Origin of the sequence: Actinocatenispora sera (assembly GCF_018324685.1) — a bacterium.
In the GTDB taxonomy this organism is placed as follows: domain Bacteria; phylum Actinomycetota; class Actinomycetes; order Mycobacteriales; family Micromonosporaceae; genus Actinocatenispora; species Actinocatenispora sera.
Genome location: NZ_AP023354.1, coordinates 5,478,977 through 5,498,733 on the forward strand (window position 1 = coordinate 5,478,977; position 19,757 = coordinate 5,498,733).

At 71.8% G+C, this 19,757-nt stretch carries 24 protein-coding genes; 10 read left to right on the forward strand and 14 right to left on the reverse strand.

Going from position 1 to position 19,757, the window contains the following annotated elements; translation table 11 throughout:
* Nucleotides 1–36 precede the first annotated feature (36 nt).
* The 10 genes from lepB to Asera_RS25860 all read right to left on the reverse strand — a co-directional run bounded on the left by lepB (nt 37) and on the right by Asera_RS25860 (nt 7,369).
* A complete protein-coding gene (lepB, locus tag Asera_RS25815) occupies nt 37–702 on the reverse strand; it encodes a signal peptidase I (protein WP_030446470.1) in 666 nt (221 codons plus the stop codon).
* Nucleotides 703–814: 112 nt separating this feature from the next.
* A complete protein-coding gene (gene rplS / locus Asera_RS25820; RefSeq protein WP_030446471.1) occupies nt 815–1,171 on the reverse strand; it encodes a 50S ribosomal protein L19 in 357 nt (118 codons plus the stop codon).
* 111 nt (nt 1,172–1,282) lie between these two features.
* On the reverse strand, nt 1,283–2,056 hold the full coding sequence (gene trmD / locus Asera_RS25825; protein ID WP_030446472.1) for a tRNA (guanosine(37)-N1)-methyltransferase TrmD: 774 nt from the start codon (nt 2,054–2,056) through the stop codon (nt 1,283–1,285).
* A 28-nt stretch (nt 2,057–2,084) separates the two neighbouring features.
* Nucleotides 2,085–2,609 (reverse strand): ribosome maturation factor RimM, encoded by a 525-nt coding sequence (rimM, locus tag Asera_RS25830; RefSeq protein WP_030446473.1) that lies wholly within the window; start codon nt 2,607–2,609, stop codon nt 2,085–2,087.
* Between the two features lies 1 nt (nt 2,610).
* Complete coding sequence (locus Asera_RS25835) at nt 2,611–2,862, reverse strand: RNA-binding protein (RefSeq protein ID WP_030446474.1); 252 nt, start codon at nt 2,860–2,862, stop codon at nt 2,611–2,613.
* A complete protein-coding gene (gene rpsP / locus Asera_RS25840; RefSeq protein ID WP_030446475.1) occupies nt 2,843–3,340 on the reverse strand; it encodes a 30S ribosomal protein S16 in 498 nt (165 codons plus the stop codon). Before rpsP ends, Asera_RS25835 begins: the two co-directional genes overlap by 20 nt.
* Before the next feature lie 185 nt (nt 3,341–3,525).
* Nucleotides 3,526–4,254, reverse strand: coding sequence for a ribonuclease FAU-1 family protein (locus Asera_RS25845; RefSeq protein ID WP_244844022.1), 729 nt, complete (start codon nt 4,252–4,254; stop codon nt 3,526–3,528).
* A 295-nt stretch (nt 4,255–4,549) separates the two neighbouring features.
* A complete protein-coding gene (locus Asera_RS25850) occupies nt 4,550–5,230 on the reverse strand; it encodes a ribonuclease FAU-1 family protein (RefSeq protein ID WP_030448088.1) in 681 nt (226 codons plus the stop codon).
* 44 nt (nt 5,231–5,274) lie between these two features.
* Nucleotides 5,275–6,357 (reverse strand): ABC transporter ATP-binding protein, encoded by a 1,083-nt coding sequence (locus Asera_RS25855; protein ID WP_084132281.1) that lies wholly within the window; start codon nt 6,355–6,357, stop codon nt 5,275–5,277.
* On the reverse strand, nt 6,344–7,369 hold the full coding sequence (locus Asera_RS25860) for an ABC transporter ATP-binding protein (RefSeq protein WP_425305957.1): 1,026 nt from the start codon (nt 7,367–7,369) through the stop codon (nt 6,344–6,346). The genes Asera_RS25855 and Asera_RS25860 overlap by 14 nt, the downstream gene beginning before the upstream one ends.
* 154 nt (nt 7,370–7,523) lie before the next feature.
* Here Asera_RS25860 and Asera_RS25865 point away from each other — a divergent pair, with 154 nt between their 5' ends.
* The 7 genes from Asera_RS25865 (at nt 7,524) to Asera_RS25895 (ending at nt 15,331) form a co-directional block, all read left to right on the forward strand.
* Nucleotides 7,524–8,732, forward strand: a complete 1,209-nt coding sequence (locus tag Asera_RS25865) for a dipeptidase (protein WP_030448091.1) — start codon at nt 7,524–7,526, stop codon at nt 8,730–8,732.
* Nucleotides 8,732–10,336: an ABC transporter substrate-binding protein gene (locus tag Asera_RS25870; protein ID WP_030448092.1), complete on the forward strand. Its 1,605-nt coding sequence runs from the start codon at nt 8,732–8,734 to the stop codon at nt 10,334–10,336. Before Asera_RS25865 ends, Asera_RS25870 begins: the two co-directional genes overlap by 1 nt.
* A 13-nt stretch (nt 10,337–10,349) precedes the next feature.
* Nucleotides 10,350–11,315 carry an ABC transporter permease gene (locus Asera_RS25875; RefSeq protein WP_030448093.1) on the forward strand — a complete coding sequence of 322 codons (966 nt, stop codon included), beginning with the start codon at nt 10,350–10,352 and terminating at the stop codon, nt 11,313–11,315.
* Nucleotides 11,312–12,208, forward strand: coding sequence for an ABC transporter permease (locus Asera_RS25880; protein WP_030448094.1), 897 nt, complete (start codon nt 11,312–11,314; stop codon nt 12,206–12,208). Before Asera_RS25875 ends, Asera_RS25880 begins: the two co-directional genes overlap by 4 nt.
* Nucleotides 12,209–12,232: 24 nt before the next feature.
* The gene (locus tag Asera_RS25885; RefSeq protein WP_030448095.1) at nt 12,233–13,405 is read left to right on the forward strand and encodes a M24 family metallopeptidase; all 1,173 of its coding nucleotides are present in this window, start codon (nt 12,233–12,235) and stop codon (nt 13,403–13,405) included.
* 21 nt (nt 13,406–13,426) lie between these two features.
* Nucleotides 13,427–14,272 (forward strand): alpha/beta fold hydrolase, encoded by an 846-nt coding sequence (locus tag Asera_RS25890; protein WP_030448096.1) that lies wholly within the window; start codon nt 13,427–13,429, stop codon nt 14,270–14,272.
* A gap of 78 nt (nt 14,273–14,350) precedes the next feature.
* Nucleotides 14,351–15,331, forward strand: coding sequence for an Lrp/AsnC family transcriptional regulator (locus Asera_RS25895; RefSeq protein ID WP_030448097.1), 981 nt, complete (start codon nt 14,351–14,353; stop codon nt 15,329–15,331).
* A gap of 133 nt (nt 15,332–15,464) precedes the next feature.
* On the opposite strand, the gene proS is transcribed toward Asera_RS25895, so the two are convergent.
* A complete protein-coding gene (proS, locus tag Asera_RS25900; protein ID WP_030448098.1) occupies nt 15,465–16,871 on the reverse strand; it encodes a proline--tRNA ligase in 1,407 nt (468 codons plus the stop codon).
* A gap of 159 nt (nt 16,872–17,030) precedes the next feature.
* On the opposite strand from proS, the gene Asera_RS25905 reads away from it, so the two are divergent.
* A complete protein-coding gene (locus tag Asera_RS25905; protein WP_030448099.1) occupies nt 17,031–17,372 on the forward strand; it encodes a YciI family protein in 342 nt (113 codons plus the stop codon).
* 39 nt (nt 17,373–17,411) lie between these two features.
* Here Asera_RS25905 and Asera_RS25910 read toward each other — a convergent pair whose 3' ends face one another.
* Genes Asera_RS25910 through Asera_RS25920 form a run of 3 tightly spaced genes read right to left on the reverse strand, consistent with a single transcriptional unit; the run spans nt 17,412 to nt 18,729 of the window.
* Entirely contained in the window at nt 17,412–17,600 is a 189-nt protein-coding gene (locus Asera_RS25910) for a DUF397 domain-containing protein (protein ID WP_030448100.1), read from the reverse strand.
* Entirely contained in the window at nt 17,597–17,791 is a 195-nt protein-coding gene (locus tag Asera_RS25915; protein ID WP_030448101.1) for a DUF397 domain-containing protein, read from the reverse strand. Before Asera_RS25915 ends, Asera_RS25910 begins: the two co-directional genes overlap by 4 nt.
* Nucleotides 17,788–18,729: a helix-turn-helix domain-containing protein gene (locus Asera_RS25920; RefSeq protein ID WP_211255688.1), complete on the reverse strand. Its 942-nt coding sequence runs from the start codon at nt 18,727–18,729 to the stop codon at nt 17,788–17,790. Before Asera_RS25920 ends, Asera_RS25915 begins: the two co-directional genes overlap by 4 nt.
* A gap of 54 nt (nt 18,730–18,783) precedes the next feature.
* Between Asera_RS25920 and Asera_RS25925 the strand changes: the two genes are divergently transcribed.
* The gene (locus Asera_RS25925; RefSeq protein WP_030448103.1) at nt 18,784–19,149 is read left to right on the forward strand and encodes a hypothetical protein; all 366 of its coding nucleotides are present in this window, start codon (nt 18,784–18,786) and stop codon (nt 19,147–19,149) included.
* Nucleotides 19,150–19,315: 166 nt separating this feature from the next.
* Nucleotides 19,316–19,756: a MarR family winged helix-turn-helix transcriptional regulator gene (locus tag Asera_RS25930; RefSeq protein WP_030448104.1), complete on the forward strand. Its 441-nt coding sequence runs from the start codon at nt 19,316–19,318 to the stop codon at nt 19,754–19,756.
* The last annotated feature ends 1 nt before the right edge of the window (nt 19,757 follow it).

Sequence of the window (19,757 nt, forward strand, 5' to 3'; positions counted from 1 at the left end):
CGGCGCCGGAACGGCGGCAGCCGCCACCGGGCCGCCTCACGGGTCCGGCACCCTGTCGAAGGTGCGCGGTACGCCGAGGAAGCGCATCCGGCTGGGCGGCCAGTAGATCGCGAACGCGTCGCCGATCACCGAACTGGCCGGGATGGTGGCCTCGTTCGGATCACGGGTCTGCAGGTAGTGCTCCCGCGAGTCGCCGGACTCCAGCCGGTGGTCGCCCATCACCCAGATCCGGCCGTCGGGTACCCGGACGTCGAACCTGCCGTCGGACGGCGGCTCCTGCTCCCCGTCCGCGCCGCGGTACAGGTACGACGTCTCGTCAAGGGCGTGGCCGTTGACGCTGATCCGTCCGGCCCGGTCGCAGCAGGTGATGTGGTCGCCGCCGAGGGCGATGACCCGCTTGATGAAGTCCTTCTCGGCCGGGTCGGTGCGCCACGACACCGGTGAGCGGAAGACGATCACCTCGCCGCGGTGCGGCGAGCGGAAGTCCAGGCTGATCTTGTTGACGAGCACCCGGTCGTTGATGTCGAGGGTGTGCTCCATCGACCCGGACGGGATCCAGAACGTCTGCAGGACGAACACCCGGATCGTCACCGCGACCAGCACCGCGATCACGATCAGCACCGGCAGTTCGCGCCAGAGCGAGCCGTGCTGCCGGGGCCGTGGTGCGGGCGCGGTCCGGTGCCGTTCATGGGTTCCGGTCACTGCCGCAGCCTACGACGCCACGATCATCGTCGATGCCGAGACGGCTCAGGCGGCGGGTACGACGACGCCGGGCGGCGGCCTGTTGGCTGCTGCCCGGCGTCCGAACGCGGCGTCAGCTGGCGCTGGGCTCGCGCTTCTCCTTGATCTTCGCGGCCTTGCCGCGCAGGTTGCGCAGGTAGTAGAGCTTCGCGCGACGCACGGCGCCGCGGCTGACCAGCTCGATCTTGTCGATCACCGGCGTGTTCACCGGGAAGGTGCGCTCGACCCCGACGCCGAAGCTGACCTTGCGGACGGTGAAGGTCTCGCGCAGCCCGGCGCCCTGCCGGCGGATCACCACGCCCTGGAAGACCTGGACGCGGGACCGGGTGCCCTCAACGACCCGGACCGAGACCTTGACGGTGTCACCGGGGCGGAAGTCCGGAACGTCTACCCGCTGAGACTGGGCATCGAGAGTGTCCAGCGTGTTCATCGCGACTGCTTCCTCAAACTCAAGGGCGCGCGTGAGCGCCGGGTGGAAACTTCTTTGGGTTGCGGGCCGTACCAGAGTCGAAGAGGCGATCTGGCGCCTGCGGCAACCCCACTACTCTGCCACACTCTCCGACTCGGGTGGATATCCACCCTCGGCGAGCGCAAGCTGGTCCGTCGCGTCCAGCGTACCGGGTGGCAATGCGGCGAGCAGATCGGGGCGGCGCCTCGCGGTACGGACGAGGGCCTGATCACGCCGCCACCGGGCGATCCGGCCGTGATCACCGGAGCGCAACACGTCCGGCACCGGGCGATCCCGCCAGACCGGCGGTTTGGTGTACATCGGGGCTTCCAGCAGGCCGCCGGTGTGCGACTCCTCGGTGAGCGACTCGGCGTTGCCAAGCACGCCGGGCAGCAGCCGGGCGACCGCCTCGACCACGGCGAGCACCGCCACCTCGCCGCCGAACAGCACCACGTCGCCGAGCGAGACCTCGGTCACCGGCATCCGGTCCGCGGCGTCGTCGAGTACCCGCTGGTCGATCCCCTCGTACCGGCCGCAGCCGAACAGCAGCCACGACTCGGCGGCGAGCTCGGCGGCCAGCGCCTGGGTCAGCGGTACCCCGGCCGGGCTCGGGACTACCAGCCGCGGTGGCGCGGCGTCGGCCGGTACCAGCTCGTCGAACGCGAGGCCCCACGGTTCGGGCCGCATCACCATGCCCGGCCCACCGCCGTACGGGGTGTCGTCCACGGTGCGGTGCACGTCGGACGTCCAGCGCCGCAGGTCGTGCACCGACACGTCGAGCAGCCCGCGCTCGCGGGCCCGGCCGATCAGCGACAGGGACAGCGGCGCGAGGTAGTCGGGAAAGATCGTCAGGACGTCGATACGCACGATTCAGCCTCATCCGACCGGGCGGCCGTCACAGGTCGAGCAGGCCGTCGGGTGGGGTCAGCACCACCTGGCCGGCGGCCAACCGCACCTCCGGGACCAGCGCGGTGACGAACGGCACCAGCGCCTCGTGCCCGTCCGGCCGACGCACCGCGAGCAGATCGGAGGCGGGCAGATGGTCGACGCGCACCACCTCGCCGAGCGTCGCACCGTCGGCGTCCACGGCGGTCAGCCCGACCAGCTGCTGGTCGTGGAACTCGTCCGGGTCCTCCGGGTCGACCAGCTCGGCGGCGTCGACGGACAGCTCGGTACCGCGCATGTCCTCGGCCTGGTTGCGGTCGGCGATCTCGGCGAACGCCACGATCAACCGGACCCGGCCGGCCGCCACCGTGCGCCCCCGCGCGTACTCCACGGTCAGCCGTCCGACGCCGACCGGCGCGGTGGACAGCACCGCGCCGGTGGCGAAACGGATCTCCGGGTCGTCGGTCCGCACGTCGACCAGGACCTCGCCCCGGACGCCGTGCGGACGGACGATGCGTCCCACGGTCAGCTGCACGTCAGTAACTGTCGATGATCTCGACTCGAATACCGCGACCGCCCACCGACCCGACCACCTGGCGCAGCGCCTTGGCCGTACGGCCACCCCGGCCGATCACGGTGCCCAGGTCGTCCGGGTGGACCCGGACCTCGAGCCGCTTGCCGCGGCGCGAGTTGACCATGCGGACCCGCACGTCGTCGGGGTGTTCCACGATCCCGCGAACCAGATGGTCGAGGGCCGGGCGGAGCACCTCAGGATTCCGCGCCGGCATCGGCACCGGCCGCCTTCCCGTCGGTCGCCGCCGGCGCACTGTCGGCCGTCGCGTCGGCCTTCTTGGCCGGCTCCTCGGCCTTCTTGGCCGGCTTCTTCTTCTCGGTCTTGGCCTCGGGCTTGCCCGGCGTGTCGACGCCGGCGGCCGCCTTGGCCTCCGCCTCGTACCGCGCCTGCCGGTCCTGCTTCGGCGCCGGCATCTTCAGCGGCTCCGGGGCCGGCTGGCCCTTGAACTTCTGCCAGTCACCGGTGCGGGACAGGATCGCCTGCACGGGCTCGCTCGGCTGCGCACCGACGGACAGCCAGTACTGCACCCGGTCGGAGTTGACCTCGATGTACGAGGGGTCCTCCTTCGGGTGGTACTTGCCGACCTCCTCGATGACGCGGCCGTCGCGCTTGGTGCGGGCGTCGGCCACCACGATGCGGTACTGCGGGTTGCGGATCTTCCCCAGCCGCTTGAGCCGGATGCGTACTGCCACGGTTGTGTTCGCTCCTGTGTCGAAATGCCGCGCGGGCCGCGACGCGACGACCACGTGGGGCATGGTCGACGACGACGGATCCGTGCTGGCGTGTTGACTGGCGACGCACCGGGTAGAGGGCGCCGGTCGCGCGCCGGTTCAGCGGTCCATTCTGCCAGACCCGCCGTGGCCTCGACGACACGCCCTCAATCGGGCACCGGTACCCCGTCCTGCCGCTCCCCCGCGTCGTCCGCCGGCGCCCCCTCGGCGCCGACGCGCAGGGCGGGTGGTCGCCCGGCCGTCGCGGTACCCGGCCGCGGGGGCAGCGGCCAGGACGGATCGGGACGGAAGTCGCACCAGGTACCGTCGAACGGGAATTCGGCCCGCTCGGCGACCGGCCGCACCCGCTCCCCCTCGGCGCGCACGAGGGCTGCCTCCGCCGCGTCGAAGAAGCCGGGGTCGCCGATCTTGGCGGCGAACGACTCCTCGTCCTTCCAGTGCCAGGCGTGGTCCGGCGTCACCCAGCCGTCGAGTTCCTGGTCCACCACGTCGATGCCGGCCCCGGTACCGTCCGACCACAGCCGGTGCCGCTCCAGGTTGACGTACCAGCCCTCGAAGCTGTCCGGGCCGCTCGGCCCGGCATCGGCGAAGAACCACCACACCGAATGGTCGACGCCGGGCAGGTAGCGGCGGACCACGCCGGAACCGGTCCACTCCGCCGGCGTCAGCTCGCTCGGCCACTCGGCCCTCGGCACGTCGCGCAGGGCACGCCCGGACCGGCCCCGCCGGCGCAGCACCGGGGTGCCACCGGCCACCCAGACCACCAGTTCGTCGGCGTCGTGCCGCAGTACCCGAGCCGGGACCACCTGGCACAGCGCACCGCCGAAGTAGATCCGCTCGACCAGCACGTCCCCGCGGTTCAGCATCGTCGTCATCCCCGCAGCCTGCCCGCCCCGCCCCACCCCCGGGCCCGCACCCCCACCCCCGGGCCCCGGCCCCCGGCACCCGGCACCCGGCACCCGGCACCCAGATCGTTGATCAAGGGAACGGGTCACGTTTGTCCAGGAGCCGGCGTCACGATCCCTTGATCGACACCACCGGGCCTTGATCGACACCCGCGGCCCTTGATCGACACCGCCGGCTCTTGATCGACACCCGCGGCCCTTGATCGACACCGCCGGGCCTTGATCGACAGCGGCGGGACATGGTTGGCGGCGGCAGGGCCGAGGGTCAGAGTTCGGTGAGCGCGGGCGGGCGGCGCCAGCCCGCCGGTACCGGGCGGGACGGCTGCGGCCACGACGGGTCCGGGAGGAAGTCGCGGCCGGTGCCGTCGAACGGGAACGCCCCGGCGGCGGCGAGCGCGCGGGCCGACTCCCCCGCCGCCCGGATCGCCACCGCGTCGGCGGCCGACCAGTACCGCGGCTGCCCGGTCTTGGCGGCGAACGAGTCCTCGTCCTTCCAGTGCCAGCGGCGGTCCGGGTCGACCAGTCCGTCGAGTTCCTGGTCGAGGGAGTCGACGCCGGCGTGCTCGCCGTCGTCCCAGAGCGCGTGCCGCTCCAGGTTGACGTACCAGCCGGCGAACCGGTCGGGGCGGATCGGCCCGTCCGGCCGCCACAGCCACCACACCGCGTACCCGGCGTCCGGCGGAACCAGGATCAGGGTCGACTGCGGTAAGGGCAGCGGCACCGGTACCAGCGGCCAGCCGCCGGCGGGCCACTCGTCCGGCGGCACGTCGCGCGGGTGCCCGTGGCCCGGCAGCACCGCGAGCCAGCTCGGTGCGGCGTGGTCGAGCCAGAGCAGCAGGCCGGCGTCGTCGTGCCGCACCACCCGCGCCGGCGCGACGAGCTGCAGCTCACGCCCGAAGTACGAGCGGTAGTGCACGATCCGTCCCGCCGAGAACCCGTCCGCCACCCCACCATCCTGCCAGCAGCGACGCCGGGCCGGGTCGCGGCGGTTCAGCCGGCGGGAGCGGCGAGCGCCTGCTCGGCGTGGTGGCAGGCGACCCGATGGCGAGCTTCATCCGGGCCGGCGGCGTCTGTGCCGGCGGGGTCGGAGCGGGCGGGGTCGGAGCGGGCGGGCAGGTGCGAGCCGGCGGTCGACCGCGGGGGTGTCAGCTCGACCGGGACGGTACGCAGGTCGGGCCGGTCGGTGTCGCAGGGGCCGGCGGCGAGCGGACAGCGGGGGTGGAAGCGGCAGCCGGGCGGCGGCGCGATCGGGCTGGGTGGCTCGCCGGCGGGCGGCCGGGCGGTACGCCGCCGGCCGATCACCGGCGCGGCTGCGAGCAGCGCCTGGGTGTACGGGTGGGCCGGCGCGTCGTACACCGCGTCGGTGTCGCCGGACTCGGCAAGCCGGCCGAGGTACATCACCGCGACCCGGTCGCAGACATGCCGGACCACCGACAGGTCGTGCGCGATGAACACGAGCGCGACGCCGGTGCGCTGTTGCAGGTCCCGGAGCAGGTTGACCACCTGTGCCTGGACGGACATGTCGAGGGCGGACACCGGTTCGTCGCAGACCAGTACGGAGGGTTCGAGGGCGAGCGCGCGGGCGATGCCGATGCGTTGCCGCTGCCCGCCGGAGAACTGGTGCGGGTAGCGGGACACCACGTCGGCCGGCAGCCCGACCAGCTCCAGCAGTTCGACCACCCGGTCGGCCCGGCCGGCGCGGTCGACGGTACGGTGCACGGTCAGCGGCTCGGCCACGATGTCGCCGACGGTCAGCCGCGGATCCAGCGAGGTGTACGGGTCCTGGAACACCATCTGGATCTTCCGGCGCAGGTCCCGGCGGTGCCGGCCGCGCGCGGTGGCCAGGTCGCGGCCGGCCACGGTTATGCTGCCGGAGTCGGGGTGTTCCAGGCCGACGAGCATCCGGGCCAGGGTCGACTTGCCACAGCCGGACTCGCCGACGATGCCGAGCGACTCGCCGGCGGCGACGGACAGGCTGACCCCGTCGACGGCGCTGACCCGGCCGCGGCCGAGCCCGGCGCGGAAGGTACGCCGCAGCTCGGTGGCGACGAGGATCGTGTCATCCGGCGGCATGCAGCACCTCCGTCGCGCGGTGGCAGGCGACCTGCCGACCGGCATCCACAGTGGACAGTTCGGGTCGCTGCGTGGTACAGGCGTCGACGGCCCAGGCGCAGCGCGGGTGAAACGGGCAGCCGGGTGGCCGCCGGGCCGGCCCCGGCGGGGTGCCGGGGATGGCGTAGAGGCGGCCGCCCGCGGCATCCGGCCGGGGTACCGAGCGAAGCAGCGCCTCGGTGTAGGGGTGCGCGGGGTGGCCGAGCAGCTCCTTGGTCGGGCCGGTCTCGACGATCCGGCCCGCGTACATCACCGCGATGTGGTCGGCGACCTCGCTGACCACGGCGAGGTCGTGGGTGATCAGCAGTACCGCCATGTCGCGTTCGGCCCGCAGCCGGTCGAGCAGGTCGAGGATCTGCGCCTGCACGGTGACGTCGAGCGCGGTGGTCGGTTCGTCGGCGATGAGCAGGTCGGGTTCCAGCGCGATCGCCATCGCGATCAGGATCCGCTGCCGCATCCCGCCGGAGAACTGGTGCGGGTAGGCGCGTACCCGCTGCTCCGGGCCGGGGATGCCGACCGTGCGCAGCAGCTCGACCGCCTTGGCCCGGGCGGCGCGCCGGGACAGGCCGCGGTGCCGGCGAAACAGCTCGCCCAGCTGGTCGCCGATGGTCAGTACCGGGTTGAGTGCGGAGAGTGCGTCCTGGAACACCAGGCTGATCCGGCTGCCGCGCACGTCGCGGCGCTGCGCCTCGGTGAGTGCGGTGAGGTCGAGGTCGCCCAGCCGCAGTTCGCCGGCGCTGACCTGGGCGTCGGAGAGGCCGAGGATCGCCCGGGCGGTGACCGACTTGCCGGAGCCGGACTCGCCGAGCAGGGCGACGAGTTGCCCGCGGTGCACGTCCAGGTCGACGCCGCGGACGGCCGGGATCTCGCCGTCGTGGCCGAAGCTGACGGACAGGTCCCGGACCCGCAGGGTGGGTGCAGCCGCCACGGCCACCTCCGTTCGATCCGTCGGCGCGATCGCCGACATCGGCATCGTGCCCGACAATGACTTCGATCAATGATCTGTTGCCTGATTCTTGCCGCCATCTTGACTTCTGCGCCGCAGATTGGCAACCCTTGAGTCGTCCGGGTCGCCGACGACAACCGCGGCGGTACCGGCACGCACCGACCGCGAAGAAGGGAACGCCATGCTCGAACCGGCCGCCCGCTACACCGGCTACACCGCCTGGGACTACCTGGAGCCGGACGTCGACTACCGCGCGTTCCGGTACGCGAAGCAGATCGGCCGGGTACCGGAGTACGCCGGGCTGTCGCTGTCCGACGACCAGGCGAAGCGGGCCGAACGGCTGCTGCGCGACGAGATCGTCATCTCGCTGCACGACCACGTCCAGGTCTTCCCGGAGGACATGGGCGAGCTGCGCGAGCACATCCGGCAGGGCCGCGAACCCACCGGGTACGAGGGCCTCGCCCGCTCCGGCATGACCGCCGTGTTCGACAACGGCATGGACGGCACCTGCTGCATCTCCTCCGACGCCGGCTGGAAGTACTCCGACGTGCTGTTCGACCTCGGGGTGCGGATGGCCGACCTGGCGCACCAGGACTTCGTGGTGAAGGCCGAGACCGTGGCCGACATCCGCCACGCGCACGCCACCGGCCGGCTCGCGCACGTGTTCGGGCTGGAAGCCGCCACCATGATCGAGAACGAGGTGGACCGCCTCGACGTGCTCTACGGCTTCGGCGTGCGGCAGATCGGCATCGCGTACTCGGAGGCCAACACGCTGGGGTCCGGGCTCAAGGAGCGCGGCGACGGTGGCCTGACGTACTTCGGTGAGCGCGCCGTGAAGCGGATGAACAAGCTGGGCGTGGCGATCGACATCTCGCACTCCGGCGACCGCACCGCGCTGGAGGTCATCCAGACCTCGACCAAGCCGGTGTTCATCACGCACTGCGGCTCGCGCGAGGTGTGGCCGACCAACCGGATGAAGCCGGACGCGCTGATCGCCGCCTGCGCCGAGCGCGGCGGCGTGCTCGGGCTGGAGGCCGCGCCGCACACCAGCCTGTCCGAGGCGCACCCGAAGCACTCGCTGGAGTCGGTGATGGACCACTTCACCCACCTGGTGGACGTGGTCGGCATCGACCACGTGGCGTTCGGGCCGGACACGCTGTTCGGCGACCACGTCGGGCTGCACGACGCGTTCGCGAAGAACCTGTCGATCGCGCAGGCGCACGGGCACGTCGACTACCCGAAGGTCGAGTACGTGGACGGGTTGGAGAACCCGGCCGAGTGCTTCACCAACATCATCGGCTGGCTGGTCGCGCACGAGTACTCCGACGACGAGATCCGCAAGGTCGTCGGCGGCAACATCCTGCGTGTGCTCGACGAGGTCTGGGTCTGATGCGCCGCCGGTCGTTCGCGGCGCTCGCCGCCACCGCGGTCGGTGCGCCGGCGGTCGGTGGGGTACTGGCCGGCTGCGCGCCGAGCCCGCGCCCGGGCTCGCGGGCGGCCGGCGCCACCCTGACCGTCGCGACCACCACCGACGTGGTCAACTTCAACCCGCTGGTCGGCAACAGCCGCACCGACTACTGGATCACCGACCTGATGTACCCGCGGCTGCTGACCATCGACGAGGCCGGCAACAAGCAGCCGTGGCTCGCCGTCAGGTACGGCTACCACGACCCGAAGACCGGGTACTACCGGATCCGCGACGACGTGCGCTGGAGCGACGGGAAGCCGGTGACCGCCGCCGACGTCGCGTTCACCATCAACGCGATCAAGCGCGACAAGCCCGCCGGCAACACCACCTTCGGGCAGCTGACCAACGTGGCGAGGGCGAGCGCGGCGTCGGCCACCGAGGTCCTGCTGCACCTGTCCAAGCCGGACCAGACGGTCCTGCGCGAGGTCGGGTTCTGGATGAACGTGGTACCGGCGCACGTGTTCGGCAAGGTCTCCAACGTGGCGACGTTCGCCAACACCGGCGACTGGGTCGGCTGCGGGCCGTACACGCTGGTGTCGGCGGCGAAGGGCCAGGCGTACACGCTGGAGCGCACCGAGCCGTACCCCTGGGCGCCGGGCGGGAAGCCGAGCCTGGCCCGGGTGGTGTTCCGGGTGTACCCGGACATCAACACCGAGATCCTGGCGCTGCGCAGCGGTGAGGTCGACCTGATCGCGAACACGCTGCCACCGGCGCAGGTGGACGTGCTGCGGCACACCACCGGCATCACCGTGCGCAAGGTGCCGGGGCTGGGTTACGCGCACCTGGCGTACAACATGAAGCACAAGCCGCTGGACAAGCTCGCGGTACGGCAGGCGCTCGCGCACGCGGTCGACTACGCGGCGATCCGCCGGGTCGTCCTGCAGGGCCAGGCGGTGTCCACGCACTCCAGCCCGATCGCGCCGGTGTTGACCGCCTACGCCGATCCGAGCATGACCGAGTACCGGCACGACCCGGCGCACGCGCGGCGGCTGCTGCGGCAGGCCGGGTACCACGCGGACGCGCGGGGCCGGTTCGGCCTGTCGCTGCGGATGATCTACTCGCTGCAGGACGCGGTCACCGCGCAGTGGGCCAGCATGGTCGCCTCCGACGCGGCGAAGGCCGGCATCACCATCACGTTGCAGGGCATGGACCGCAACACCTACCTGGCCAAGACCGACGCCGGCGACTACGACATCTACGCCGGCAACTTCGCCATCATGGACGACCCGGTCACCAACATGGCGCTGACCTACCTGCCCGGCGGCGCGATCAACTACAGCAAGGTCGACGACCCGGCGCTGTCGAAGCTGATCACCGACGCGCAGGTCGCCACCCCCGACGAGCAGCGCGAGCTGGTCGCGAAGGCGGCGCACCTGGTCCGGGACAACGTGTACGACAACGTCGTCTACATGCAGAACTTCTACGTCGCGCACCGCACCGAGTGGACCGGGTTCGTCGCGAAGCCCAGCGAGCTGCTCACCGTGGTCGATCCGGCGTCGCTCGCCCGGGTCCGGACCCGCAGTTGATGAGGACGTGGCCATGAGCACCGCACTGAGATTCGCCGGCCGCCGCGTGGCGCGCGGCCTGCTCACCCTCTGGTTCGCCGTCACCGCAACGTTTCTGCTGCTGCGGCTACTGCCCGGCAACCCCGCGCTGGCGGTGGCGAACCCCAACATGACCAAGCACGACCAGGCGCTGCTGCTGCACCAGTACGGGCTGGACCAGCCGTTGATCGTGCAGTACGGCAAGTACCTGTGGCAGCTGCTGCACGGCAACCTCGGCATCTCGTTCACCCAGCAGGTACCGGTGTCGTCGGTGCTGCTCGCGCGGCTGCCGTGGACGCTGCTGCTGACCGGCTCGGCGCTGGCGGTGACGATCGCGGTCGGGGTACCGCTGGGCGTGCTCGCCGCGACCCGCCGCGGCACCGTGGTGGATCGCCTGGTGCAGCTGGGCGGCGTCGTCGGCCAGTCGCTGTTCGTGCCCAGCGTCGGCATCTTCCTGCTGTTCTTCTTCGGGCTGTGGTTGCGGTGGCTGCCGATCGGCGGCGCGTACTCCCCCGACGCGGCCGGCGCCGGCTGGTACGGCAACGTGCTCGCGCACCTGGTGCTGCCGTGCCTGTCGCTGATGCTGCTGCAGATCGGCTCGTACGTGCTGACGCTGCGGGCCAGCCTGATCGACGCGCTCGGCGAGGACTACTGCGAGCTGGCCCGGGCCAAGGGCCTGCCGAACCGCGCGGTGGTGTGGAAGCACGCGCTGCGCAACGCGCTGCTGCCGACGACCACGCTGGTCGGGTTGCAGCTCGGCTTCCTGGTCGGCGGCGCCGTGCTGACCGAGACGATCTTCGCCTACCCGGGCATCGGCCGCGGCATCTACGAGGCCGTCACCCAGCTGGACTACCCGGTGTTGCAGGGCGCGTTCGTGCTGCTCGCCGCGACCGTGGTGGTGGCGAGCATGCTCACCGACCTGCTGTACGGGGTGCTGGATCCGAGAGTGAGGACCCGATGACTGCACAGGCGCGTACCGACGCCCCGGCCGCGGTGCTGGAGCCGGTGGCCGTCGCGGAGAGTTCGGCCCGGCGCACCTGGCGGGCGTTTCGCCGCAACCCCTTGGGGCTGCCGGCGGTGGTCGTCGTCGCGGTCCTGATCCTCGTCGGGCTGTGCGCGCCGCTGATCACCGCCGAACCCAGCGGGTACGGGCCGGACGTGTTGCAGGCGCCGTCGGCGGCGCACTGGTTCGGCACCGACAACCTGGGCCGGGACATCTTCGCCGAGGTCGTCTGGGGCACCCGGGCCAGCATGCTGGTGGCCGTCTGCTCGTCGGCGCTGGCGATCGCGCTCGGCGTGCTGGTGGCGGTGGTCGGGGCGTACTTCCGGCGGCTGGACACCGCGGTCGGCACGCTGGTCGACCTGATGCTGTCGCTGCCGGTGTTGCCGCTGATGATCCTGATCGCGGCGCTGGCCGGGCCGAGCCTGCCGGTGACCGTGGCGGTGATCGCCGCGTTCAGCTGGCCGGAGGTGACCCGGGTGGTGCGCTCGGCGGCGCTGTCGGTGGTGGGGTTGCCGTACATGGACGCGGCGCGGGTGATCGGCGGTAGCCACCGCTGGATCATCCGCAAGCACCTGCTGCCGGCGACCGCACCGGTGATCGTCGTGTCGGTCGTACTGACGGCCTCCCGGGCGGTGCTGTCCGCCGCCGGGCTGGCGTTCCTCGGCTTGTCCGACGCGCAGTCCTGGTCCTGGGGCCGGATCCTGTACGAGGCGCAGCAGTCCGGTGCGATGTCCAGCGCCTGGTGGACGACGCTGTTCCCGTCGCTGGCGATCCTCGCCCTGGTGGTGTCGGCGACGCTGATGTCGATCGCCTACAACGACGCCCGCAACCCGCGCAACCAAGGCCGCTGAATGTCCACTGTGGAGGAATCTGGGATGGCTTCGCTGAGCCAACGGCTGCCGGCCGAGCACTACCGCACCGTGCAGTCCGCGGTACGCGACCGGCTGGCCGGCGCCGGCCTCGACGCGCTGTGCACCGACGACCCGGACGACGTCGCCTACCTGACCGGGTTCTTCCACCACCCGGGCGAGCGGCCGGTCGCGGTCCTGCTCGACGCCGACCGCACCGTACTGGTACTGCCGGAGCTGGAACGAGAGCACGCGCAGGCCCAGCGCGCGGCGGCGGAGCTCGTCGCGTTCCCCGAGTACCCGGGGCTGCGGCCGCCGCTGTCGTACCTGCCGGGCACGAACCGGCGCGCCCGCATCGGCGTACCGGGCAGCATGACGCTGGCCCGCCGGGACGCGCTGGCCGCCGCGTTCCCCGCGGCGACGCTGTCGGTCACGCCGCTGGTCGACACGATGCGGCAGATCAAGTACCCGGCCGAGATCGCGCTGCACGCCGACGCGGCCCGGATCACCGACCGGATGCTGGTCGCCGGCCGCGAGCTGATCGAGCAGGCGCTTCGCGCCGGCACCGACCTGCCCAGCGAGGCCGAACTCGCCGCGCACGTCGGCGGCGTCGGCACCGGCATCATGTACGCCGAGCACACCGACGTGGTGGTGGTCGGGCTGCTCGCCGGCGGCCTGGTGTACGCCGGCGCCAACTCGGCCCACCCGCACGCACTGCCGTCCGGGTACCGGTTGCGCGCCGGCGACACGTTCATGCTGTCGCTGGGCTGCGCCGTCGGCGGCCGGTACGTGGAGGGCGAGCGCACGTTCGTGCTCGGCGAGCCGTCGGCGCAGCAGCGCCGGTACCACGACGCGGTACGCGAGGCGCAGCAGGTCGGCGCCGACGCGATCCGCCCCGGCGCGGTGTGCAGCGAGGTCAACCGGCAGTGCCTGCAGGTGATCGTCGACGCCGGGTTCGGCGGGTACCTGCGGCACCGGCAGGGCCACGGGATCGGCCTGGGCATGCACGAGCCACCGTGGCTCGCCGACGGCGACGACACCGTACTGGCCGCGAACATGATCGTGTCCAACGAGCCGGGCCTCTACGTCCCCGAGCACGCCGGCTACCGGATCTCCGACTCGATGCTCGTCACCGAGACCGGTTCGCGCCGGCTGACGAGCTACCCGCGCGGACTCGACGACCTCGTCATCTCCCTGTAGCGCAACGGAAAGGTGCTGCCCATGCGGCTGACGATCAACGACAACGAGCTCGCCGTCGAGGTGTTCGGCGACGACGACGCCCCGGTACTGATCGCCCACCACGGCGCGCCGGGCCTCGGGTCGCGGGCCGAACCGCGGGCCACGTTCGGGCCGTTCGCCGACACGTTCCGGGTGATCGTGTTCGACGCCCGCGGATCCGGCGAGTCCGGCGGCAACGAGCCGTACACGCACGAGCAGTGGGCCGCCGACGTCGAGGGGCTGCGGCAGTGGGCCGGGGTGGAGCGGTTCGTGATGGCCGGCGGCTCCTACGGCGGGTTCATCTCGATGGAGTACGCGATCCGGCACCCCGACCGGGTGTCCGCGCTGGTGCTGCGCGACACCTCACCCGACCACTCCAACGACGACGCGGCGCGGCGCAACGCCGCCGCGTCCACCCGGGTGACCATCGACATGGCGAAGCTGGACCGGATCAACACCGGCCAGGTGCGCGACGACGACGACCTGCGCGACTGCTGGCGCGAGATCCTCCCGCTGTACGACCACGTGTACGACCCGGCCGCGGTCGAGGCGAAGGTGGCGGCGACACCGTACCGCTACGCCACCCACAACTACGCCTTCGCGCACAACCAGCCGCACTACGACATCAAGGCGCAGCTGCCGGCGATCACCTGCCCGACCCTGGTCACGGTGGGGCGCGACGACTGGATCACCCCGGTGGAGTGCAGTGAGACGATAGTGTCGCTGATTCCGGACTCCCGGCTCGTGGTGTTCGAGAAGTCCGGTCATTCACCGCAGATCGAGGAGGCCGACGAGTGGCGGCGGGTGGTGCGTGAGTTCCTGCACGAGGTCGGCGCCGATGCGCGCTGACCGGTACGAGCGCCGCCGGCGGCAGCCCCGCCCCGGCCGGCGACAGCCGCGCCCCGGCCGCGTCGAGACGGGCCGCGGATGAACGCTCCGGCGCTGGACGAGCTGAGCCGGCAGATCGTCGTCGCGTTGCAGGACGACGGCCGGGCCAGCTGGACCGACATCGCCGCGGCCTGCGGCAGCTCGCTGTCGGCGGTGTCCCGGCGCGGCCAGCAGCTGCTGCGCGACGGCATCGTCCGGGTCGCCGCCGTCCCGGACACCCAGCATGCCGGGCCGGCCGACCTGTTCGTGCTACGCATCACCTGCTCCCCCGGCCGGCAGGCGCGGGTCTGCGCGCAGCTCGCCGACCGTGCCGACGTGCGGTTCCTCGCGCTGGTCAGCGGCGCGTACGACATCATCGCCGAGATCAACGTGCCGCGCGCCGACTCGGTCGCCGCCCGGGTGGTCGAGGAGATCCAGACCATCGACGGCATCGCCCGGTGCGAGACCGACCTGCGGCTGCACACCTACAAGGTGGCGCACGACTGGTACCGCGGCGGGGATGTCGACGCCGGCCCGGAGCCGCACGAGTGCGCGCCGGAGCACTTCGACGCCACCGACCGCGCCATCATCGCCGAGCTGCGCGCGCACGCCCGGGACAGCTTCCGTACCGTCGCCGGGCGGTTGTCGATCAACGAGTCCACCGTGCGGCGGCGGTTCGAGGCGATGCGCGACCGGGGCTGCCTGACCGTTACCACCCTCGTACCGTCGGCCGCGCTCGGCTTCGAGTCCGAGGTGCTGCTCGACGTCACCGTCGCGCCGTCCCGGCTGGACGAGGTGGCCAGGGAGCTCGCCACCCACCGCGGAGTGCGCTACGTGGCGGCGATGCTGTCGGCGAACTGCCTGATGTGCGAGCTGATCCTGCCCTCGGAACGCGACCTGTTCCGGTTCACCACCGACACCCTCGGCGCGCTGTCCGGTGTGGAGGGTTGGCGGGCCAGCATGGAGCTGCTCACCATCCGCCGCGGCTTCGTGGAGACCCCGTGGTGGCGCACCCAGCTCCCCTGCCACCCGCAGACCTGACACCGCCGGCCGGCAACCCGGCGCCGCCCGCGGTCCGGGCGCGCCACGGCGTTGATCAAGGGGTGCGGTCACCTCGACCGAGGAGGATGCTCCGCGCTCCCTTGATCAACTCCGCGATGCCTTGATCGACCGGTCAGTACGAGCGGGCCACGTAGGCGGTGAGGTCGGGCTCGTCCTCGCTGTCGGGCACCGAGCCGTCGGCCCGGACCAGGCAGCGCACCGTGACCGCCTGCTTGTTCAGCTCCGCCTCGCCGGCGGTGCCCAGCGTCGACCACGGGATCCGGGCGAAGCCGGTCGCCGCGGCCTCCACCGCGTCGGCGGCGGTGGTCACGTCGACGGTGCGCGCCTCCCGGAACGCGAGCGCCTGGTCGTACAGCGCCTGCTGGTCGGCGGCGAGCGCGGCCTGGATCTCGTCCACCGCCTTGTCCACCGGTACCGGCGTCTTGCCACCGGTCGAGCGCCGGGCGAGGACCACGTTGCCGGCCGCGAGGTCCCGCGGGCCGACCTCGACCCGGATCGGGTACCCCTTCAGCTCGGCGTCGACGGCGCGCCGGCCGAACGGCGTGTCGGTACGGTCGTCGAACCCGACCCGCACCCCGGCGTCGCGTAGCGCGTCCCGCAGCTTCGCCGCGGTCTCCGGCACCGCATCCCCGGACTTGACCACCATCACGTGCGCCTGGATCGGCGCCAGCCGCGGCGGCACGCGCAGCCCGTTGTCGTCGCCGTGGCACATGATCATGCCGCCGATCATCCTCGTGGTGCTACCCCACGACGTCGTCCAGGCGTGCTCGCGGCCGCCGGTGTCCGAGGTGTACTCGATCCCGAACGCCTTGGCGAAGTTCTGGCCCAACTCGTGCGACGTGCCCATCTGCAGGGCCTTGCCGTCGCGCATCATCGCTTCCAGCGTGTACGTGTTGGTCGCGCCGGCGAACCGCTCCGCGGTCGTCTTGCGACCGACGACCAGCGGCATGGCCAGCACGTTGACCATCAAGTCCTGGTACGCCTCGTGCAGGATGCGGCGCGCGTACGCCCGGGCGTCGGCCTCGCTGGCGTGCGCGGTGTGCCCCTCCTGCCACAGGAACTCGCTGGTACGCAGGAAGATGCGCGGGCGCAGCTCCCAGCGCACCACGTTCGCCCACTGGTTGAGCAGCAGCGGCAGGTCGCGGTAGGACTGCACCCACTTGGCCATGAACTCGCCGATGATCGTCTCGGACGTCGGCCGCACGATGATCGGCTCGTCCAGGTCCTTGCCGCCGGCGTGGGTGACCACCGCGAGCTCCGGCGAGAACCCCTCGACGTGCTGCGCCTCGCGCTTGAGGTAGCTCTCCGGGATGAACAGCGGGAAGTACGCGTTCTGGGCGCCGGCCAGCTTGATCCGGTCGTCCATCTCCGACTGGATCCGCTCCCAGATCGCGTACCCGGTCGGTCGGATCACCATGGTGCCGCGCACCGGGCCGTTGTCGGCCAGCTCGGCCTTGTTGATCACGTCCTGGTACCAGCGGGGAAAGTCCTCCGCCTGCGGGGTCAGCACTCGCGCCATGGTCCGACATCCTATTCGCCCAGCAAGACCGCCTTACCAGCGGCGTGCCCCTGGCGTACCGCGGTCCGGGAACCTCTCGGCCGTCGGTGTCGGATCGGGCGTGGCTCGTTCGTGGAGTATGTGGGCGCGGGCAGTGGGCTCGCGGCGGAAGGAGTCGACGTGGCGCAGTACATCATCTACTTCAACCAGCAGTGGGTGGGCGACCACCCCGAGGAGTGGTTCGCGGCCCGGGGACCGCTCGCGAAGGCGGTGGTGGAGGAGATCAAGGCCGCCGGTGCGTACGTCTTCGCCGGCGGGCTGGAGGAGGACCACGGCAAGGCGTTCAGCGCGGACGCGACCAGCGGCACGCTGACCTTCACCGACGGCCCCTACACCGAGACCAAGGAGTTCCTCGGCGGGCTCACCGTGGTCGACGTGGCCGACGAGGCGGCCGCCCGGCTGTGGGCCGGCAAGATCGCGGAGGCGTGCGGCTGGCCGCAGGAGGTCCGCCGGGTCGGCTGAGGTCGCGAGGTCCGCCGGGCCGGTCGAGGCCCGGCGGGTTCAGAGCGTGCGACGCCGGACGGCCCCGACGAAGGACCGCCACGCGACCTGGTCGACGACGAGGCGGCCGGCGTCGGGGCTCTTGCTGTCCCGGACGTACCAGGTCTCGCCGCTCGCGGCGACCTCGACGCAGTTGCCGCCCTGGTTGCCGCTGCGGCTACTCTTCCACCAGCGCAGCTCGTCGCTCACCGGGCGTCGTCCTTGACCATCGCCACGAACGACCGCCACGAGGCGACGTCGACCGTGAGGTGACCGGCCGCGGGGTCCTTGCTGTCACGGACGTACCAGGCGTCACCGCTCGCAGCGACCTCGACGCACGCCCCGCCTTGGTTGCCGCTGCGGCTACTCTTCCACCAGAGCAGACCATCGATGTCGGTCACAGGTCTCCCAACGTTGCCGCGATCATGTCCGCCGAGTCGGCGGGCGACAGCGCCAAACCACGCAGCGCGTCGAATCTCAGGCGCAATTGTGTCACCACATCGGGTGCGATCAATAGTCGACCGGCGCCCGGCCCTTCCACGTAGACGACATGCTCACGGTTCGGCAGATCGAGCACGAAGAACGAGCCGTCCATCGCGGCGTGGACGCCGGCATTGAACGGCATGATCTGGAGGCGGATGTGTTGGCGTTGAGCCATGTCCAGCAGGTGGTCGAGCTGGGTGCGCATCACGTCGGGGGTGCCGACGGGACGGCGGAGTACGCCCTCGTCCAGCACGGCCCAGAGCAGCGGCGGGGACTCGCGGTCCAGGATCTCCTGGCGTTCCAGGCGGGCGGCGAGCTGGCGGTCGGTCTCGTCGGGGCTGTTGGGCGGCCAGCTCGCGCCGATCACGGTACGGGCGTAGTCGGCGGTCTGCAGCAGCCCCGGCACCGCCTGCACCTCGAACTCGTGGATCGCCGTCGCGGTCGCCTCCATCTCCACGAACGGCCGGAACCACGACGGGTACGCCTCGCGGGTGAGCAGCGGCCACAGCCGCATCAGCGCCCCACCGGTCCCCAACACCTCGTCACAACGCCGGGTGAAGTCCTTGTTGGGTGAGCGGCGGCCGGTCTCGATCATGCTGACCAGGCCGGACGAGCAGTACACCCGCTGCGCCAGCTCGTCCTGGGTCAGCCGCGCCTCGATCCGGTACCGGCGCAGCTCGGCGGCGAACAGCGCCGGCACCGAGGGCGCGTCCGGGCCGGTCAACAGCGCGCGCACGCCCGGCGGTACGTCCGCACCGGGATCGTTGGGCGGCCGGCCGGGTTCGGGTCGAGCCGCACCCGGCTCGTGCGGATCCGCACCTGGTTCACCGGGAACCTGCCCGTTCGTACCGTTCACACGTTGAGCCTAGATGCCTACCGTCCGTACCGAAAGACCGGCAGGCTCCTCGGCATGACCACCACACCCCGCGGCCTCGACGCCGCGCTCCGCGATCACCTGACCAGCCTCGTGCCCGGCCTGGACCTCACCGCGCTGCCGCGCCGGTTCCTGCTGGTCGACTACACCGACGACAGCGACACCGGCTCGCCCGAGATCGCCGGCTGGGGACTGCGGGTCGCCGATTCGGCGCTCGTGGTCCACCGCGACCACACGGTCAGCCAGTTCCGGCCCGCCCGGCGCGCCTTCGAGCGGCTGGTCGACTGCCACGACGAACTCCTCTGGCTGGACGAGCCGATCGACGGCGGCACGGTACCGAGCGCCAACGGCTCCTCCGCCGAACCGGAGGGGAAGGACGGCCGGGCCCCGGATCCGGGCTGAGACCGGCACGAATCACGCCGCCGTCGGCACGTCGCCGCCTCGTCTCGGCCGACCATGACCCCGATCACGACCCGCTTGCGTTAGTCGTACTAACGATATAGGTTCACTCCCGTCAGAAACGTTAGCCAGACGAACGTTAGAGGAACATACGGATTGAGAGGTCACGATGACGATCGCGAGCAACACCTTCGGTACCGCGCTGATCGGCCAGACCGAGAAGGCGCTCAACGCGATCCTGGAGCGGCAGCTTGCCGGTACCGGTGTCACCGAGCCGCAGTGGGTGACCCTGACGCTGGCCGTCGTCGGCGGCGGGGACCTCGACCGGGACGAACTCGTCGGCCGGGTCGGCGCCGCCACCCGGTTCAGCCCGGCGGCGGTACGCGAGCGGATCGGCGAGCTGAGTGCCGCGGGCCTGCTGCGCGACGGCGGCGACGGCCGCATCCAGGTCACCGACGAGGGGCGGGCGCGCTTCACGCAGGTTCGCGCCGCGATCGGCCCGATCACCGAGCGGCTCTGGGGCGACCTGCCCGTCGAGGACCTGGCCGCCGCCGGCCGCGTCCTGGCCGTCGTGTTGGACCGCGCGCACGGTGAGCTGGCCGACGCCTGAG

Bases quoted from the DNA above. Each gene is read 5' to 3' on its own strand.
- Asera_RS25855 (WP_084132281.1), bottom strand. From the start codon at position 6,357: ATGCCGCCGGATGACACGATCCTCGTCGCCACCGAGCTGCGGCGTACC.
- Asera_RS25895 (WP_030448097.1), top strand. From the start codon at position 14,351: ATGAACGCTCCGGCGCTGGACGAGCTGAGCCGGCAGATCGTCGTCGCG.
- rplS (WP_030446471.1), bottom strand. From the start codon at position 1,171: ATGAACACGCTGGACACTCTCGATGCCCAGTCTCAGCGGGTAGACGTT.
- Asera_RS25880 (WP_030448094.1), top strand. From the start codon at position 11,312: ATGACTGCACAGGCGCGTACCGACGCCCCGGCCGCGGTGCTGGAGCCG.
- Asera_RS25890 (WP_030448096.1), top strand. From the start codon at position 13,427: ATGCGGCTGACGATCAACGACAACGAGCTCGCCGTCGAGGTGTTCGGC.
- Asera_RS25845 (WP_244844022.1), bottom strand. From the start codon at position 4,254: ATGACGACGATGCTGAACCGCGGGGACGTGCTGGTCGAGCGGATCTAC.
- Asera_RS25875 (WP_030448093.1), top strand. From the start codon at position 10,350: ATGAGCACCGCACTGAGATTCGCCGGCCGCCGCGTGGCGCGCGGCCTG.
- Asera_RS25860 (WP_425305957.1), bottom strand. From the start codon at position 7,369: ATGCCGATGTCGGCGATCGCGCCGACGGATCGAACGGAGGTGGCCGTG.
- Asera_RS25870 (WP_030448092.1), top strand. From the start codon at position 8,732: ATGCGCCGCCGGTCGTTCGCGGCGCTCGCCGCCACCGCGGTCGGTGCG.
- Asera_RS25925 (WP_030448103.1), top strand. From the start codon at position 18,784: ATGACCACCACACCCCGCGGCCTCGACGCCGCGCTCCGCGATCACCTG.
- Asera_RS25865 (WP_030448091.1), top strand. From the start codon at position 7,524: ATGCTCGAACCGGCCGCCCGCTACACCGGCTACACCGCCTGGGACTAC.
- Asera_RS25835 (WP_030446474.1), bottom strand. From the start codon at position 2,862: ATGCCGGCGCGGAATCCTGAGGTGCTCCGCCCGGCCCTCGACCATCTG.
- proS (WP_030448098.1), bottom strand. From the start codon at position 16,871: ATGGCGCGAGTGCTGACCCCGCAGGCGGAGGACTTTCCCCGCTGGTAC.
- Asera_RS25930 (WP_030448104.1), top strand. From the start codon at position 19,316: ATGACGATCGCGAGCAACACCTTCGGTACCGCGCTGATCGGCCAGACC.
- Asera_RS25885 (WP_030448095.1), top strand. From the start codon at position 12,233: ATGGCTTCGCTGAGCCAACGGCTGCCGGCCGAGCACTACCGCACCGTG.